Genomic DNA, 13,684 nt, shown 5'->3' with positions numbered 1-13,684 from the left:
GGCGCAAGATGGATGGACCGGGATCGGCGCTAAGCCTAGAATAGAGCGGCGCTGGGGGAGCGACGATGTGGGAAATCTTGAGGATAATCTGGCGCGGCTTGCGTAATGTGGGGCGCTTTTCCGGGCGCGACACGCTGGCGCAATTCTGGGTTTATGCCGGAACGGTGATTGGCTTGAGCATGCTGGCGATGTTTGCCGCGATGGCGCCGATGATGACGTCCACCATGGCCAAGATGCGGCAATTTGCCGTCGAGCATCCCGATCAGGCAAGGGTCACCTCCGGCCCGGGCAGCTATTCGATCTCGATCGAGGGCAATCATCCGGAACTGATTCCGGATTTTGCGGGGTTGGTGAGGGGACTGTCCGTGATCTTCGGCGTCGCTCTTGTCCTGGTGGCGAGCGCCGTGGCGCGCCGGCTTCATGACCGGGGCAAGGGCGGATATTGGGGTCTGCCGGCGGCGATTTTCCTGATGATCGGTCTTGGGATGATGCCGCGCGTCTTTGCAAGTTTCGGGAATGGCACGGGAGAGCCCGATCTGAGCCTGTTCGGCATGCTGGTGATCAACAACATGCTGTATCTCGCGTCGCTCGGGTTATTGGTGATCCAGCTTGTGCTGGATGGCACCAAGGGGCCGAATCGCTTCGGCGAGGATCCGCGAAAGTCCGGAGATGCTATTTGATCGATCGCACCCCGATCACCTTGAGATAGTCGATCCTGGTCGCGGGTGGCACCAGCATCTGCAATTGCGACCAGCGGCCGGGCAACCAGGCGCAGCCATGCGGGTCGGTCTGCGGGCCGATCGGCCCGATCTTCACCGGGAGCGGCTTGATCACCTCATAGGTGACGACGCGGTCGACCTCCGGTTTCCAGGCATAGCGGACCGCGAGATAGCGGCGGACGTCGCGGACACTGGCGACATCGTCGAACGTTCCGAAGCCGCCGGGGCTGGTTTCCGGCTGGCCCTTGCTCACCGCCATCTGGAAGCGGACGCCAACCGCCAGATCCTGCTCATGCGGGGTGAACCAGTTGGGCCAGGCATCGTTGCCGGTCGTGATGGCCTGATAGGCGGCGGTGGCATCGGCATCGGTGGTGTAGCGCCAGCGCTGCTCCTTCCACCAGATCCGGCCCGGAGGGGAGTTGACCGACTGCACATCGCACTTGGCGGTCGACGATGCGCCGGCCGGGCGATCGATCCCGCTGGCGGCGCAGCCGCCGAGCAGGGCCAGCGACAAGCCTGCAACAAGTGATCTGCGTGACGTGCTGATAATGATCGACTGCATATTGGAGCCCCCCGACAACCACGGGCATGATACGCCGGACAGGCTCAGTCGCCAGCGTAACAACGTTCAAACCGGCGGTTTCGCCGGGCACGGGGGCAGGGCTGTATCTACTGAAGGATCGGATCAGTGTCCGCCGGGCACGAACGCCTGTGATATGAGCGGTTCGGTGTCGTCCTGCTTTTCCGCCGTCGCGCGCAGCGATGCCAGCAGGGCGGCGGCCACGAGCATCGCGATGCCCGCGATGAGGAGCGCGACATCATATCCGCCCGTTGAATCGTGTAGGCGGCCGAACCCGACGATTCCGATTGCCGAACCGAACAGCGAGAGCATGAACAGGCTGCCGAAGATCTCGCCATAAGCGCGAAGGCCAAACAGGCGGGAGACGAGATAGGGCAGCAGGTCCTGCTCGGCACCGTTCATCAGGCCGGCGAAGAATACGGCAACAAGGGCGATCGCGAGGCCGGGGCTGTCAGTGAAAAGCACGGCGAAGCCGGCCGCGGAAACGAGGCTGACGAGTGCCGCCAACCGGTTCGCAGGAAAGAGATCGACCAACGCCCCCATGCCGAGCCGCCCGACCACTTGCGACAGCGCATAGGCCGAGACGAGCATGGCGGCACCACCGACGCCCAGGGCGCGATCCATCCCGAAGGGGACGAGCTGGGTGACAAAACCGATCGTCGCCATGTTGACCAGTGCGATCGAGAGCGCCAGTCGCCAGAAAATCCCGGTGCGACGGGCGGCGCGGCCGGTCAGGCCGGAATGGTCCGGTACGGGCACGCCGGTGACGCTGATCGGTTCAAGCCGGGTCGCGCGAATCGCCAGCAGCGCGAGCGGCAGGCCGGCCAGGATCGCCGTACCGGCCAGCAACAGATAGCCGGAGCGCCAGGTCGATACCGCGATCACCCAGGCGATCAGCGGTGGCAGCAGCAAGGTCGAGACCGACAGGCCAGCGGTGGCGACGCCCAGGGCGAAACCGCGATGCCGGTCGAACCGGCGCGCGATCAGCTTGCCGAATACCAGGGCGCTGATCCCCGGCGCCGAGAGGGCAAGCAGCGCGACGCCGATCTGGAATTGCCACAGGGCGCCGGTCATTGCCGCGAGCCAGGCATGGGCGCCGCCGAGGACGATGGCCGACCCGATCAGCACCGGGACCGCCCCGATGCGATCGACCAGCCGCCCGATGAAAGGGGCCGACAATGCCCCGAGCAGTCCGATTCCCGCCGCAGTGGAGATGTCTCCGCGCGACCAGCCGAAGCTCTCCTGCATGCCGGGCACGAACAGGCTCGACAGGTTCTGGTAGAGTCCGGGGCCGGTTGCGAACAGCGCGGCCGAACCAGCGACGATCGGCCAGCCGCGTCGCCATTCATGCTTTCCGTCGGTCGTGGGCTGATCTGCTGACATGTTTGTCAGTATGGCGGAGGCCCGCCGAACCGCAACCCGATTTTCGCGTTGTCCTTGCGAGATATTCTAACCGCTCACCAGTGCATCGATCGCCCCCTGGAGGATGTAGGCGGCGGCCATCTTGTCGACCCGTTCGGCGCGCTTGGCGCGGCTCACGTCCTGCTCGATGAGCGTGCGCGTCACGGCCTGGGTCGACCAGCGTTCGTCCTGAAGGAAGATCGGCAGGCCGAGATCCTCCATGTTGCGGGCGAAGGCGCGGCTTGACTGGCTGCGCGGGCTCTCGCGGCCGTCGGTCAGGTTGAGCGGCAGGCCGATGACGATGCCCTTCACCTGCTGTTCGGCGATCAGTGTCGCGAGCGCTGCCTTGTCCTTCTGGAACTTGGTGCGGCGGATCAGCAGGGCAGGGCTGGCGAAGCTCCAGCCCGCGTCGCACAGCGCCGTCCCGATCGTCTTGGTGCCGACGTCGAGCCCGATCAGGCGGCCGCCACCGGGCAGGGCATTGCCGAAGACGGCGCGGTCGGTGGTGATCATTTCACGCCCCTGAACGCAGCCAGGCGCCGCGCGGCATCGGCGCGGACATTCGCCCAGAACAGGCTGTAATCATAGACATGGTAGTTATTGCCGGGCAGCACATAATTGCCGAGATCGGGCGGCGTCCCGATCATCAGCAGGCCGCGCCCCTCGCACCGCGCGGGAACACGGCCCGGCTCTATCGTCGCGCTGCCGAGGTCCTTGGCCGGGATCAGCGTGCCGAGATTGGCGGTCGCGGGCGCGTCGGCATTGGCGGTGCCGGTGATCGGATTGGTGCAGATGATGGCGGTGTCCTTGCGGGGCGCCCCGGTCAGGCCTGAGGTCGCGTCGAACGTCTCGAAGATCAGCGACGGATCGGCGGGTTCGGCGAAGCTGAGCCAGGAAAGGATACATCCCGACTGATCGGCCGTCGCGCATTCGGGCAGGCCCATGCCCGGCAGGTCGGCTGTCCTCGAGACGGGCCAGCCGACGACATAGGCGGCCACGATCCGCTTCGCGAGCGGGGTGCCGGCGATGCGGTCGCGCAGCAGGCGGCTCAGGTGGAACGCGCCCTGGCTGTGCCCGGCGAGGATGATCGGGCGGTCGCCGGCCTCCTTCAGGAACTGGTCGAAGGCGGTCGTGACATCGCCATAGGCAAGGTCGAGCGCCTTCCCCGCTTCCGGCTTGTTGGTCAGGAAGGCGCCGAACGTCGCCTGGCGGTAGCGCGGTGCCCAGATTGCGCCGGATTCGTTGAAGGCGCTGGCCTGGGCGCGCAGGAACAGGTCGGCGACCGCGTTCGCCTCGGGATCGTCGAGCGGGGCGTTCCAATGCGCGCCGTTCATGTAGGAGGTCGGGTGGATGAAGAAGATCGCTGCATCCGTCGCGGTTGCGGGCTTGTAGCCGGCAGGCGTCCAGAGCGCCGGGTTGCCCGGGCGGTCGGGCCGCGCGATCCACATCCCGGGATCGGCATAGGCCTGGGCCTTGACCGGCGCCTGTACCTCGAAGGGGGCGGTGGGGATTTTCGACCAGCGGATCAGTTGCGCGCCGAACAGGGCGAAGACAAAGCCGGCGGCGACCACCAGCATGATCAGGACGGCGAAGGCGTAGAGGAATTTCCGGGCCAAGGCCTCTGTTCTCCAGAATGGTCGGCGACGCGAAGGCCGCGGCAGCCATTGGCGGATTCCGTGCAACAGGAACGCGGCGCTTGCAATCGGCTTCGGTCCCGCGCTCAATCCGGACGGGAAGGGTGCGTGATGTCGATCGGGCAGATCGCGACGGGCGGGTGCGCCGCCGACCTCCGGCAGGGGTGGCCATGTTTCCATGTGAAGGTGAGAGGGGATAGTCGATGCCGGATCCGGAGCAGGAAGCCGGGGAGCGCGCGCATTCGGCGTGGCGCCTGCGGCCGGTATTTCTCGCGGCGCTCGGCGGGGTCGCCGCGATCGCGATCCAGCAACTGGTCGATCGCGGATTCGGCTATGGTCGTTCCTATGTGCCGCTCGAAAGCTGGCGGATTGCCCTGTCGGTGGGAATCGGCACCGGCGCGATGGCGTTCGGTTTCGGCGCGGAACGGATAAGGCTGCTCTGGGCGGCGGGCTTCGCGTTGCTGGCCGGCGCGGTGGCGGCCCTCGTCTATTACTGGAATGGGGGACAGTCCGGCTGGAGCGATGTCGGTGACTGGCGCTATGCCAGCCTGTTCCTCTCGATCGCGATCGCGGTACCCCTGTTCCAGACGGCGCGTGACGAGGGCGGGTGGCATTTTCCCTATCGCGAGGTCCACGCCCATGCCTGGACCAATGTCGTCCTCTGGTTCGCGTGCTGGATTTTCGTCGGGATTGTTTTCGCGCTCGCCTGGCTGCTGGCCGCGCTGTTCGACCTGATCGGCCTGCATGTCATTCGGGAAATGCTCCGGCGTGACTGGTTTGCGGCTGGACTGGCAGGGGCGGCATTCGGCAGCGCGCTTGGACTGTTCCGCGAGCGCGACCGCATCGTGCGGCTACTCCAGCACGTGGTGACGGCCGTGCTGGCGGTGCTTGCGCCGGTACTCGGTGCCGGGCTGCTGCTGTTCCTTGTCGCCTTGCCGTTCACCGGGCTCGGCGCTCTCTGGGAAGCGACCAAGTCGACCACCCCGATCCTGCTTGGATGCGTGATCGGCGCGCTGATCCTGGCCAATGCGGTGATCGGCAATGGCGAGGACGAGGAAGCGACCAACCCGCTGCTGCGCTGGGGCGCGATGGCGCTCGGGCTGGCGATGCTGCCGCTCTGCGTGATCGCTGCGATCGCGACCGGCCTTCGCATCGCGCAATATGGCTTCACGCCGGATCGGCTCTGGGCGCTGGTTTTCGTGATGCTCGCGACGGTCTATGGCGTGGCGTATCTGATGGCGCTCGGGCTCGGGCGGAACGGCTGGGCGGCGAGGGTTCGCCCGGCGAACCTGCGCATGGCGTTCATCGTTGCGGCGGTCGCGTTGTTCCTCGCCACGCCGATCCTGAGTTTCAATGCCATCTCGACCTGGGATCAAGTCGCAAGGCTCGAATCGGGCAGGATCGCGCCCGACAAGTTCGACTGGGCGGCGCTCGGCTTCGATTTCGGTGATCCGGGCAAGGCCGCCGTGAAGCGACTGGCGGCGTCGAAGAACAGTGACATTGCCGATCGGGCGAAACAGGCGATGAAGGCAGACAGCCGGTACGGTGTCGAGGATATCGACAGGACCCGGAAGGTGGCAAACGATCTCGCCAGACGCCTTCGCGTGCTACCCGCTGGGACTGCCGTGCCGGAAGGGTTGAGGACGCTTCTGACCGATTGGAGTGCTTGTGGGGAAAGCAAATGCACCATGCTTTACTCGCCGGGTGCCGTGGCGGCTGTCTTGATAAAGGATGACTGTGTCGAGGGCGCGGCGCGGGATCCGTCTTCGCGCGATATGACATTGCCAGGGCTCGCGATGGGTTCGCGATGCGTGATCCGGTACGCGCGCAAGGGTGATACGTGGCGCCTGGTCGTTGATGGCGACAAGGCACGCCCTGACGCGGCTGGCCGCGCCGCGCTCAAATCGGGGCTGGCTGACGGTAAGGTGGAGATACGCACCGTGCCGAGCCGCAGAGTGTTCATTGGCGGCGTTCCGGTGGGCGAACCCTTCGAATAGGTTGCGCGTCGTGGCCGCGCTCTGCTAGCCGCGCGGCCATGTCAGTCGATATCGCAACCGTGAAGAAGATCGCGAGCCTTGCCCGCATCGCGATCACCGAGGACGAGGCCGCGCGCATCGCGCCGGAGCTCGACAACATCATGGGCTGGATCGAGCAACTCGGCGAGGTCGACGTGACCGGCGTCGAGCCGATGACCGCCGTGATCCCGAACCATCTGCGCCTGCGCGACGATGTCGTCACCGACGGCAATGTGCGCGATGCGGTGCTCTCCAACGCGCCCCAGGCGGAGCATGGCTTCTTCGCCGTGCCGAAGGTGATCGAATGATGATCGCACGGCAGCATTCGATCATCCCGGCGCAGGCCGGGATCCAGGAATCAAAAGCATGACCGAGCTGACCGATCTGGGCGTTGCCGCCATCCGCGATGGCGTGCGTTCGGGTGCCTTCTCGGCGCGCGACGTCGCGGACGCCTTCATCGTCAAGGTGAGCAAGGCCAAGACGCTCAACGCCTTTCTGGTTGAAACCCCCGATCACGCCATTGCCGCGGCCGACGCGGCCGATGCGGCGCGGGCGGTGGGCGAGACGCTCAAGCCGCTGGCCGGCGTGCCGATCGGCATGAAGGACCTGTTCTGCACCAAGGGCGTGGCCTCGACCGCGGCGAGCCATATTCTTGAGGGCTTCACGCCACCATATGAGTCAACCGTCTCCGGCAAGCTGTGGGACGCGGGCGCCGGCATGCTGGGCAAGCTCAACATGGACCAGTTCGCGATGGGCTCGTCCAACGAGACCAGCCATTTCGGTAATGTGATCTCGCCGTGGCGGCGGGCAGACGGCGGCAACGCACCGCTCGCGCCGGGCGGGTCCTCGGGCGGCAGCTCGGCGGCGATCGCGGCACGGCTGTGCCCGGCGGCGACCGGCACCGACACGGGCGGTTCGATCCGCCAGCCAGCCGCCTTTACCGGCATTGCGGGCATCAAGCCGACCTATGGCCGCTGCTCGCGCTGGGGCGTGGTGGCGTTCGCCTCCTCGCTCGACCAAGCCGGGCCGATGGCACGCGACGTGCGCGACTGCGCGATCATGCTTGAGGCGATGGCCGGCTTCGACCCGAAGGATTCGACCTCGCTCGATCTGGCAGTGCCGAAATGGGAGGCGGGCCTGTCCGGCAGCCTAGCCGGCAAGCGCATCGGCATCCCGAAAGAATATCGTGTCGACAATATGCCGGCCGAGATCGAGGCCTTGTGGCAGCAGGGCATCGACTGGGCACGGGATGCGGGCGCCGAGATCGTCGAGGTCTCGCTGCCGCACACCAAATATGCGCTGCCGGCGTACTACATCATCGCGCCGGCTGAAGCCTCGTCGAACCTCGCCCGGTATGACGGCGTGCGATACGGCCTGCGCGACCTGCCCGATGGCGCGAACCTGCAGGACATGTACGCCGCGACTCGCGCCGCCGGTTTCGGCGACGAGGTGAAGCGCCGGATCATGATCGGCACCTATGTGCTCTCGGCCGGCTTCTACGACGCCTATTATACGCAGGCGCAGAAGGTCCGTACCCTGATCGCGCGTGATTTCGAGCGGGCCTGGGAAAGCTGCGACCTGTTGCTCACGCCGACGGCGCCGTCCGCCGCGTTCGCGCTGGGCGAGAAGAGCGCCGATCCGATCGCGATGTACCTGAACGACGTCTTCACCGTGCCGAGCTCGCTCGCGGGCTTACCGGCGATGTCGGTGCCGGGCGGCCTCGACAAGGCGGGTCTTCCGCTCGGCCTGCAGATCATCGGCAAGCCGCTTGACGAACAAGGCGTGCTGAATGCGGGCCTCGCGCTGGAAGAGCGCGCGGGTTTCGTCGCGCGGCCGGAGGCGTGGTGGTAGACGGTATTACCGGAAAAGGGTAATACTTCGCGCATGAGCAAGCAGAGCAACCTCACCGTCAAGGGCCAGGTGACGATCCCGAAGGACGTTCGCGATGCGCTCGGGCTCAAACCGGGCGAACCAGTCGAATTCGACTGGAACAAGGAGGGTGAGGCGATCATCCGCAAGGGCGTGCGGCCCGACGACTACGACAAAAGATATCAGGCTGCTTTGGTGAACCTGGATCGTGTCCGCGAGAAGTACAAACATCTGCAGACCGGGCAGGACACGGATGCCTATATGGCGGAGGTTCGTGAACCCGTGCCCGATCCTTTGCACGACGCATGATTTTCGTTGACAGCAATGTCGTCATTGACCTGCTTGAAGAGAACTCGGCCTGGTCTGAGTGGTCGCGTGGTGAGATTTTGAAAGGGGTCGCAGCGGACAAATTGATGGCGAACCTGGTCGTCCTCGCCGAGTGCGCGGGGCATTTCGGCGATCTGGAGGAAGGGCTGTGCTATTTTGAAGACGTGCGGATTGAATTGATGGAGATTCCCGCCGCGGCTGCCTTTCGTGCAGGGGCGGCGCACAAACTTTATCGCCGGTCCGGCGGGCAGCAGCGATCCATCCTGGCGGACTTTCTCATCGGCGCGCATGCTTCTGCACTTGGCGCGCGGCTCCTGACGCGCGACAGGCAACGCTTCGTTTCCTATTTTCCCGAACTCACCCTCATCACACCCGAGACTGACAATGGCTGAAGCAGACACCTACCGCATCCGTGGCGCCACCGGCGACTGGGAGGTCGTGATCGGCCTCGAAGTCCATGCCCAGGTAACCTCCAACGCCAAGCTCTTCTCGGGCGCGGCGACCGCATTCGGCGCCGAGCCCAACACGCAGGTGTCGCTGGTCGATGCGGCAATGCCGGGCATGCTGCCGGTGCCGAACCGCGAGTGCATCCGCCAGGCAGTGCGCACCGGCATGGCGATCGATGCCGCGATCAACAAATGGTCGCGGTTCGACCGCAAGAATTATTTCTACGCCGATCTGCCGCAGGGCTATCAGATCAGCCAGCTCTATCACCCGCTGGTGGGCGAGGGGAAAATCGCGATCAGCCTTGACGAGAAGGATCCCGACGCAGCGACCAAGGAAATCGGCGTCGAGCGAATCCATGTCGAGCAGGATGCCGGCAAGCTGATGCACGACCAGCATCCGACTCAGAGCTATGTCGATCTCAACCGCTCTGGCGTGGCATTGATGGAAATCGTCAGTCGCCCCGACATGACATCGCCGGCCGAAGCGGGAGCGTATCTGCGCAAGCTCAGGTCGATCCTGCGCTATGTCGGCTCGTGCGACGGCAATATGGAGGAAGGCTCGATGCGCGCCGACGTGAACGTCAGCGTGCGCAAGCCCGGCGACCCGCTCGGTACGCGGACCGAGACGAAGAACGTCAACTCGGTCCGTTTCGTGATGGCGGTGGTCGAGCAGGAAGCGCTTCGCCAGGTCACGGCGCTTGAGGCTGGCGAACGGATTGTCCAGGAAACGCGGCTCTACGATCCCGACAGGAACGAGACTCGGTCGATGCGCTCCAAGGAGGATGCGCACGACTATCGCTATTTCCCTGACCCCGACTTGCTGCCGCTCGAACTCGACGATGCGTTTCTGGAGGAATGCCGCGCGAGCCTGCCGGAACTGCCCGACGCCAAGCGCCGCCGCTATGAGTCGCTGGGTATCACGCCGTACAATGCCGCGGTGCTGACCGCCGAGGTCGAGGCCGCGCGCTGGTTCGATACGTTGCTCGATGCCGGCGCGAAGCCGGTCGCCGGCGCGAACTGGGTGACGTCTGAACTGTTCGGTGCGCTCAACCGGATCGGCAAGGGTATCGAGGAATCGCCGGTCAGCCCGACCCAGGCGGCCGAACTGCTCGGCCTCGTCGCCGACGGCACGTTGTCAGGCACGCTGGCCAAGCAGGTGTTCGAGATCATGCTCGAAACGGGGCAGGGCGCGGGAGTCGTGGTCGAGGAACGCGGGCTCAAGCAAACCAGCGACACGGGCGCGATCGAAAAGGTCATTGCCGAGGTGATGGCTGCTAACGAGGATAAGGTGGCCGAGTACCGTTCGGGCAAGGACAAGCTGTTCGGCTTCTTCGTCGGCCAGACGATGAAGGCGATGGCCGGCAAGGCCAATCCCGGGGTGGTCAACGATCTGCTGAAGAAGGCGCTGGGCTGATCGGGATACTTTCTTCTATCGTGGAGTAGTGTGGCTATATTTATAGCCTTGCTTCGCCCAGGACGATATGGAAAATACCTCTAGCCGTAATTCGGGGGCGAATGCGGCACCGGGGGGATGCAATGTTGCGTGGTGTGGTCGCAACCGCTTTGGCGGTTCTGTTGTGTGCTATGGGGCTGTCTCCGGCACATGCGCAGGAAAAGTCCGGAACGAAGGAAGGCTTCGTTCTCAAGGAAAAATCCGCCAAGATTCTTCTGATACGCCCGACTATAAAGGTCGGCGCTCAATCCACCGGCGGCATGTTCGAGCCCAATGCGGATTGGACGGCTCAAGCCAAGGAAAATATCCAATCTGCGCTCGCTGCCGCTCAAAAGAACCTCGGTAACGAGGTGGTCCTGGCCGAAGAGCCGATCGGCCGTTCCGCCGAGGTGATGGCAGATTATCAGGCCCTGTTCTCGGTCTTGGCCGATTCGGTCATCCAGTATCAGTTCTTTGTGGGAAACCGTCTTCCTACCAAGAAGCGGAAAGGCATATTCGAATGGACGATGGGGCCAGGTGTCGCCGATATCGCCAAGGATACTGGCGCCGACTATGCCCTCTTCATCTATAACGAAGACCAATACGGATCGACGGGTCGAAAGATTCTGCAACTCTTTGCGGCAATGGCGTATGTTTCCGTGAAGTCTGGTGAGCACAAGGGGTTTGCCGGGCTAGTCGACCTTCGCACCGGCGATCTGGTCTGGCTGAACGCCGACCTGGCAATGGGTGGCGATGTCCGAACATCGGAAGGGGCGCAAAAGCGCGTGGCGCAGTTGCTCGAGGACTTCCCGGGCAGCGCGCCCAAGCCCGTATTGGCAGCGAAGTAGGTGAGCCCGTTCCGCATAGTGTTGGCGGTGACGTATATTCTCGGAGCGCTGCCGGCCGATGCCAAGGAGGTCATACCGACCTTGCCCCCTTATACCGGTGCTTATCAGCCCCAGGGTGTCGATGAGCGCGGCGTGTGGATGGTCGCGGATGAGGAAGAACGGGCGCTTCGCGATTCGAAGGCCGTCATCAACGATGCGAAGCTCAACCAGTATCTGCACGACGTCGTTTGTCGCGTGGTCGGGGACGCGAGATGCAACGGCGTACGAATCTACGTGGTACGAGACGCTGAATTCAACGCGTCGATGGCATCCAACGGAACGCTGATCGTCAATACGGGGCTCCTGCTGCGGGTCCGCAACGAGGCCGAGCTTGCCGCCGTGCTTGGCCACGAGTTCGGGCATTTCGAACTCCGTCACAGCCTGTTGAGGTATAAGCGCAAACGGACCGCGAGCGATATCGTGGCATGGGCGGGAGTGGGGGCCGCGGCCGCTGTAACCTATGGGTCTCCCTCTTCCGTTCGCAGCTATCAGTCGATCCAGTTGTCCACCATCGGATCGGTCTATGCCTATAATCGGGAGCAGGAACGCGAAGCCGATCTCATGTCGATGGCGTATCTGAAGTCGTCGGTCTACGATCCACGCTGCTTCGCCGATATCTGGGATCGGCTGATGGACGAAGCGGACGCTACTGCTCATGGCCGCAAGCAGCAAAGCACCAGATACGACCGGGTCGCTTTCTTCGCCGGCCATCCCACCTCACTAGAGCGTGCCACCTATTTGCGGAGCATCGCCGCCGCGACGGGCAAGGCCGGAGAGGATGATGGCGCGCGTTTCAGGGAGGCATTGGTACCCTGGCGCCTCGAGCTCCTCACTGATCAGCTCAAGCTGAACGACTTTGAAGGGACCGACTATCTCATCGGGGAATTGGCCGGGTCGCAATGGACGGCGGACCTTCTGTTTTCTCGCGGTGAATTGTACCGTGCCCGCGGAAATCCCCGTGATCTGGTGTCGGCGATAGGCTTTTATCGCGATGCGCTTCTGCAGGATCCGACAAATGCGGATGCCTATCGCGGCATGGGGCTTGCGCAGATGCGCAGCCGCGATCCGGCCGGCGCCGAGGCGCTGAAAAAGTATCTCGACATGAAGCCGGATGCTCCCGATCGAGCGATGATTTCTACTCTTCTGCAGTGAGAACAATAACATGACGCACAAGATATCGTCTGCGGTCGTGGCACTGGCGTTGTTCGGGGCCGGGCCGGCCGTCGCCGGCAACAAACTGATCGCTCAGGGGGCAAGTGTAGCGGTGGCGAAATCCCTGCTTACCGTCACACCCGATCGTGAATGGAACAAAATGGGAGCGAGGCCGGGAAGAAATTCCGAAACCTGGACCCTCGACGGCGATGGCCTCAACGATGTGACATTTTACGGCGGTATCGAAAACGATCGCACGCTATTCCGGGAAGTCGACAAACGGTCGAAACCGTTGCCGCGCTTCTCGTCGACAATGCTGCTTACGGATCTGCCGGTGCTGTTCGAGAACAGTTACAGCATCGCTCTCAATACCCAGCTTATGAAAGTCGACTCGATCGAACCGGCAACCTTTCTCGGCCAGAATGGGGTGCATTTCTCGTACACGTTCAGTCGGATAAACGAGGAGGTCCGGCGTAAGGGTGAGGCGTCGGCCGCGATCATTGGCGGGAAACTGTTCATGATCACCTTCGAAGCCCCAGACGTTTTCTATTATGAGCGCGATCTGCCCGCATATCGCGCCATCGTCGCGAAAGCGATCATTGAGGGTAGAAGCGGCCGCTAGATATCGCCGCGAAATATCATTGCGTACCGTCCTGGTTTTTCGTCACGCCGCCCGTGCCGCCGACCCTGTCGGGCAGGCCGGGCGTCGTGAACGAATTCGGCTCGCGCCCGTCTTCTCCACGTTCATGCGGGCTTCGACGGTTTGCTCGATGTCGCTGCGCTCATCATGGTCCGCGAGGGGCAGGCTGTCGGGGTGCGGATCACGATCTGGCATGCACACTTCTCAACGAAAACTCATGCCGCCGACGGGCTGGCCGGGGGCAGGGGTGGGTGGTGCCGGATCGCCGCCCGGCTGCGGCGCGGGCACGTCGATATCCGGCGCGACGGGCGAGACTTCCGGCGGGGGGACGGCAGGTTGGGCAGGCTGGCTCGGTTCGGGCGGCAATTCGGGCGGGGGGGTGGTGGCCATCGGCTTTCTCCTCCGCCATATAACGCGCGTGTGTCGCGCCGGGTTGCTACCCGCGTGCGACTTGCTATAGACCCCGCCGACCGAAGGTGTCCCATGCGGGCGTGGCGGAACTGGTAGACGCGCCTGGTTTAGGTCCAGGTATCGCAAGATGTGGGGGTTCGAGTCCCTTCGCCCGCACCAGTCTCGTCGCGC

General features: G+C 64.1%; 15 protein-coding genes and 1 tRNA gene. 11 read left to right on the top strand and 5 right to left on the bottom strand.

Features of this window, described 5'->3' with window-relative positions:
• Nucleotides 1-107: 107 nt before the first annotated feature.
• Nucleotides 108-680 carry a DUF805 domain-containing protein gene (locus NDN01_RS10570; RefSeq protein WP_272628162.1) on the top strand — a complete coding sequence of 191 codons (573 nt, stop codon included), beginning with the start codon at nucleotides 108-110 and terminating at the stop codon, nucleotides 678-680.
• Here NDN01_RS10570 and NDN01_RS10565 read toward each other — a convergent pair.
• From NDN01_RS10565 to NDN01_RS10550, 4 genes are all read right to left on the bottom strand, one after another.
• Nucleotides 673-1,281 carry a hypothetical protein gene (locus NDN01_RS10565; RefSeq protein WP_272627337.1) on the bottom strand — a complete coding sequence of 203 codons (609 nt, stop codon included), beginning with the start codon at nucleotides 1,279-1,281 and terminating at the stop codon, nucleotides 673-675. The genes NDN01_RS10570 and NDN01_RS10565 overlap by 8 nt on opposite strands.
• 123 nt (nucleotides 1,282-1,404) lie before the next feature.
• Nucleotides 1,405-2,682, bottom strand: a complete 1,278-nt coding sequence (locus tag NDN01_RS10560; protein WP_272627336.1) for an MFS transporter — start codon at nucleotides 2,680-2,682, stop codon at nucleotides 1,405-1,407.
• A 66-nt stretch (nucleotides 2,683-2,748) separates the two neighbouring features.
• The gene (gene ruvX / locus NDN01_RS10555; RefSeq protein WP_272627335.1) at nucleotides 2,749-3,213 is read right to left on the bottom strand and encodes a Holliday junction resolvase RuvX; all 465 of its coding nucleotides are present in this window, start codon (nucleotides 3,211-3,213) and stop codon (nucleotides 2,749-2,751) included.
• Nucleotides 3,210-4,316 carry a DUF3089 domain-containing protein gene (locus NDN01_RS10550; protein ID WP_272627334.1) on the bottom strand — a complete coding sequence of 369 codons (1,107 nt, stop codon included), beginning with the start codon at nucleotides 4,314-4,316 and terminating at the stop codon, nucleotides 3,210-3,212. The genes ruvX and NDN01_RS10550 overlap by 4 nt, the downstream gene beginning before the upstream one ends.
• 221 nt (nucleotides 4,317-4,537) lie before the next feature.
• Between NDN01_RS10550 and NDN01_RS10545 the strand changes: the two genes are divergently transcribed.
• The 9 genes from NDN01_RS10545 (at nucleotide 4,538) to NDN01_RS10505 (ending at nucleotide 13,084) form a co-directional block, all read left to right on the top strand.
• The gene (locus NDN01_RS10545; RefSeq protein WP_272627333.1) at nucleotides 4,538-6,331 is read left to right on the top strand and encodes a DUF4153 domain-containing protein; all 1,794 of its coding nucleotides are present in this window, start codon (nucleotides 4,538-4,540) and stop codon (nucleotides 6,329-6,331) included.
• A 38-nt stretch (nucleotides 6,332-6,369) separates the two neighbouring features.
• Complete coding sequence (gene gatC / locus NDN01_RS10540) at nucleotides 6,370-6,657, top strand: Asp-tRNA(Asn)/Glu-tRNA(Gln) amidotransferase subunit GatC (protein ID WP_272627332.1); 288 nt, start codon at nucleotides 6,370-6,372, stop codon at nucleotides 6,655-6,657.
• A gap of 58 nt (nucleotides 6,658-6,715) precedes the next feature.
• The gene (gene gatA / locus NDN01_RS10535; RefSeq protein WP_272627331.1) at nucleotides 6,716-8,200 is read left to right on the top strand and encodes an Asp-tRNA(Asn)/Glu-tRNA(Gln) amidotransferase subunit GatA; all 1,485 of its coding nucleotides are present in this window, start codon (nucleotides 6,716-6,718) and stop codon (nucleotides 8,198-8,200) included.
• Nucleotides 8,201-8,233: 33 nt separating this feature from the next.
• On the top strand, nucleotides 8,234-8,527 hold the full coding sequence (locus NDN01_RS10530; protein ID WP_272627330.1) for an AbrB/MazE/SpoVT family DNA-binding domain-containing protein: 294 nt from the start codon (nucleotides 8,234-8,236) through the stop codon (nucleotides 8,525-8,527).
• A complete protein-coding gene (locus tag NDN01_RS10525) occupies nucleotides 8,524-8,937 on the top strand; it encodes a type II toxin-antitoxin system VapC family toxin (RefSeq protein ID WP_272627329.1) in 414 nt (137 codons plus the stop codon). Before NDN01_RS10530 ends, NDN01_RS10525 begins: the two co-directional genes overlap by 4 nt.
• Nucleotides 8,930-10,405 (top strand): Asp-tRNA(Asn)/Glu-tRNA(Gln) amidotransferase subunit GatB, encoded by a 1,476-nt coding sequence (gene gatB / locus NDN01_RS10520; RefSeq protein ID WP_272627328.1) that lies wholly within the window; start codon nucleotides 8,930-8,932, stop codon nucleotides 10,403-10,405. The genes NDN01_RS10525 and gatB overlap by 8 nt, the downstream gene beginning before the upstream one ends.
• A gap of 122 nt (nucleotides 10,406-10,527) precedes the next feature.
• Nucleotides 10,528-11,271 carry a hypothetical protein gene (locus NDN01_RS10515; protein WP_272627327.1) on the top strand — a complete coding sequence of 248 codons (744 nt, stop codon included), beginning with the start codon at nucleotides 10,528-10,530 and terminating at the stop codon, nucleotides 11,269-11,271.
• On the top strand, nucleotides 11,272-12,462 hold the full coding sequence (locus NDN01_RS10510; RefSeq protein WP_272627326.1) for a M48 family metallopeptidase: 1,191 nt from the start codon (nucleotides 11,272-11,274) through the stop codon (nucleotides 12,460-12,462).
• Between the two features lie 10 nt (nucleotides 12,463-12,472).
• Nucleotides 12,473-13,084 carry a hypothetical protein gene (locus tag NDN01_RS10505; protein WP_272627325.1) on the top strand — a complete coding sequence of 204 codons (612 nt, stop codon included), beginning with the start codon at nucleotides 12,473-12,475 and terminating at the stop codon, nucleotides 13,082-13,084.
• Between the two features lie 222 nt (nucleotides 13,085-13,306).
• On the opposite strand, the gene NDN01_RS10500 is transcribed toward NDN01_RS10505, so the two are convergent.
• A complete protein-coding gene (locus NDN01_RS10500; RefSeq protein ID WP_272627324.1) occupies nucleotides 13,307-13,492 on the bottom strand; it encodes a hypothetical protein in 186 nt (61 codons plus the stop codon).
• A gap of 95 nt (nucleotides 13,493-13,587) precedes the next feature.
• On the opposite strand from NDN01_RS10500, the gene NDN01_RS10495 reads away from it, so the two are divergent.
• Nucleotides 13,588-13,672 (top strand) — tRNA-Leu (locus NDN01_RS10495).
• Nucleotides 13,673-13,684: the final 12 nt, after the last annotated feature.

The sequence above is a fragment of the Sphingomonas sp. QA11 genome, from assembly GCF_028473665.1.
Classification (GTDB): domain Bacteria; phylum Pseudomonadota; class Alphaproteobacteria; order Sphingomonadales; family Sphingomonadaceae; genus Sphingomonas; species Sphingomonas phytovorans.
Note: the sequence above shows the minus strand (reverse complement) of the source record. Positions and strands in the feature narration are given on the sequence as shown.

Coding starts and splice junctions, on each gene's coding strand:
- NDN01_RS10565 (WP_272627337.1), bottom strand. CDS start 1,281: ATGCAGTCGATCATTATCAGCACGTCACGCAGATCACTTGTTGCAGGC.
- NDN01_RS10560 (WP_272627336.1), bottom strand. CDS start 2,682: ATGTCAGCAGATCAGCCCACGACCGACGGAAAGCATGAATGGCGACGC.
- ruvX (WP_272627335.1), bottom strand. CDS start 3,213: ATGATCACCACCGACCGCGCCGTCTTCGGCAATGCCCTGCCCGGTGGC.
- NDN01_RS10545 (WP_272627333.1), top strand. CDS start 4,538: ATGCCGGATCCGGAGCAGGAAGCCGGGGAGCGCGCGCATTCGGCGTGG.
- gatC (WP_272627332.1), top strand. CDS start 6,370: ATGTCAGTCGATATCGCAACCGTGAAGAAGATCGCGAGCCTTGCCCGC.
- gatA (WP_272627331.1), top strand. CDS start 6,716: ATGACCGAGCTGACCGATCTGGGCGTTGCCGCCATCCGCGATGGCGTG.
- NDN01_RS10530 (WP_272627330.1), top strand. CDS start 8,234: ATGAGCAAGCAGAGCAACCTCACCGTCAAGGGCCAGGTGACGATCCCG.
- NDN01_RS10525 (WP_272627329.1), top strand. CDS start 8,524: ATGATTTTCGTTGACAGCAATGTCGTCATTGACCTGCTTGAAGAGAAC.
- gatB (WP_272627328.1), top strand. CDS start 8,930: ATGGCTGAAGCAGACACCTACCGCATCCGTGGCGCCACCGGCGACTGG.
- NDN01_RS10515 (WP_272627327.1), top strand. CDS start 10,528: ATGTTGCGTGGTGTGGTCGCAACCGCTTTGGCGGTTCTGTTGTGTGCT.
- NDN01_RS10505 (WP_272627325.1), top strand. CDS start 12,473: ATGACGCACAAGATATCGTCTGCGGTCGTGGCACTGGCGTTGTTCGGG.
- NDN01_RS10500 (WP_272627324.1), bottom strand. CDS start 13,492: ATGGCCACCACCCCCCCGCCCGAATTGCCGCCCGAACCGAGCCAGCCT.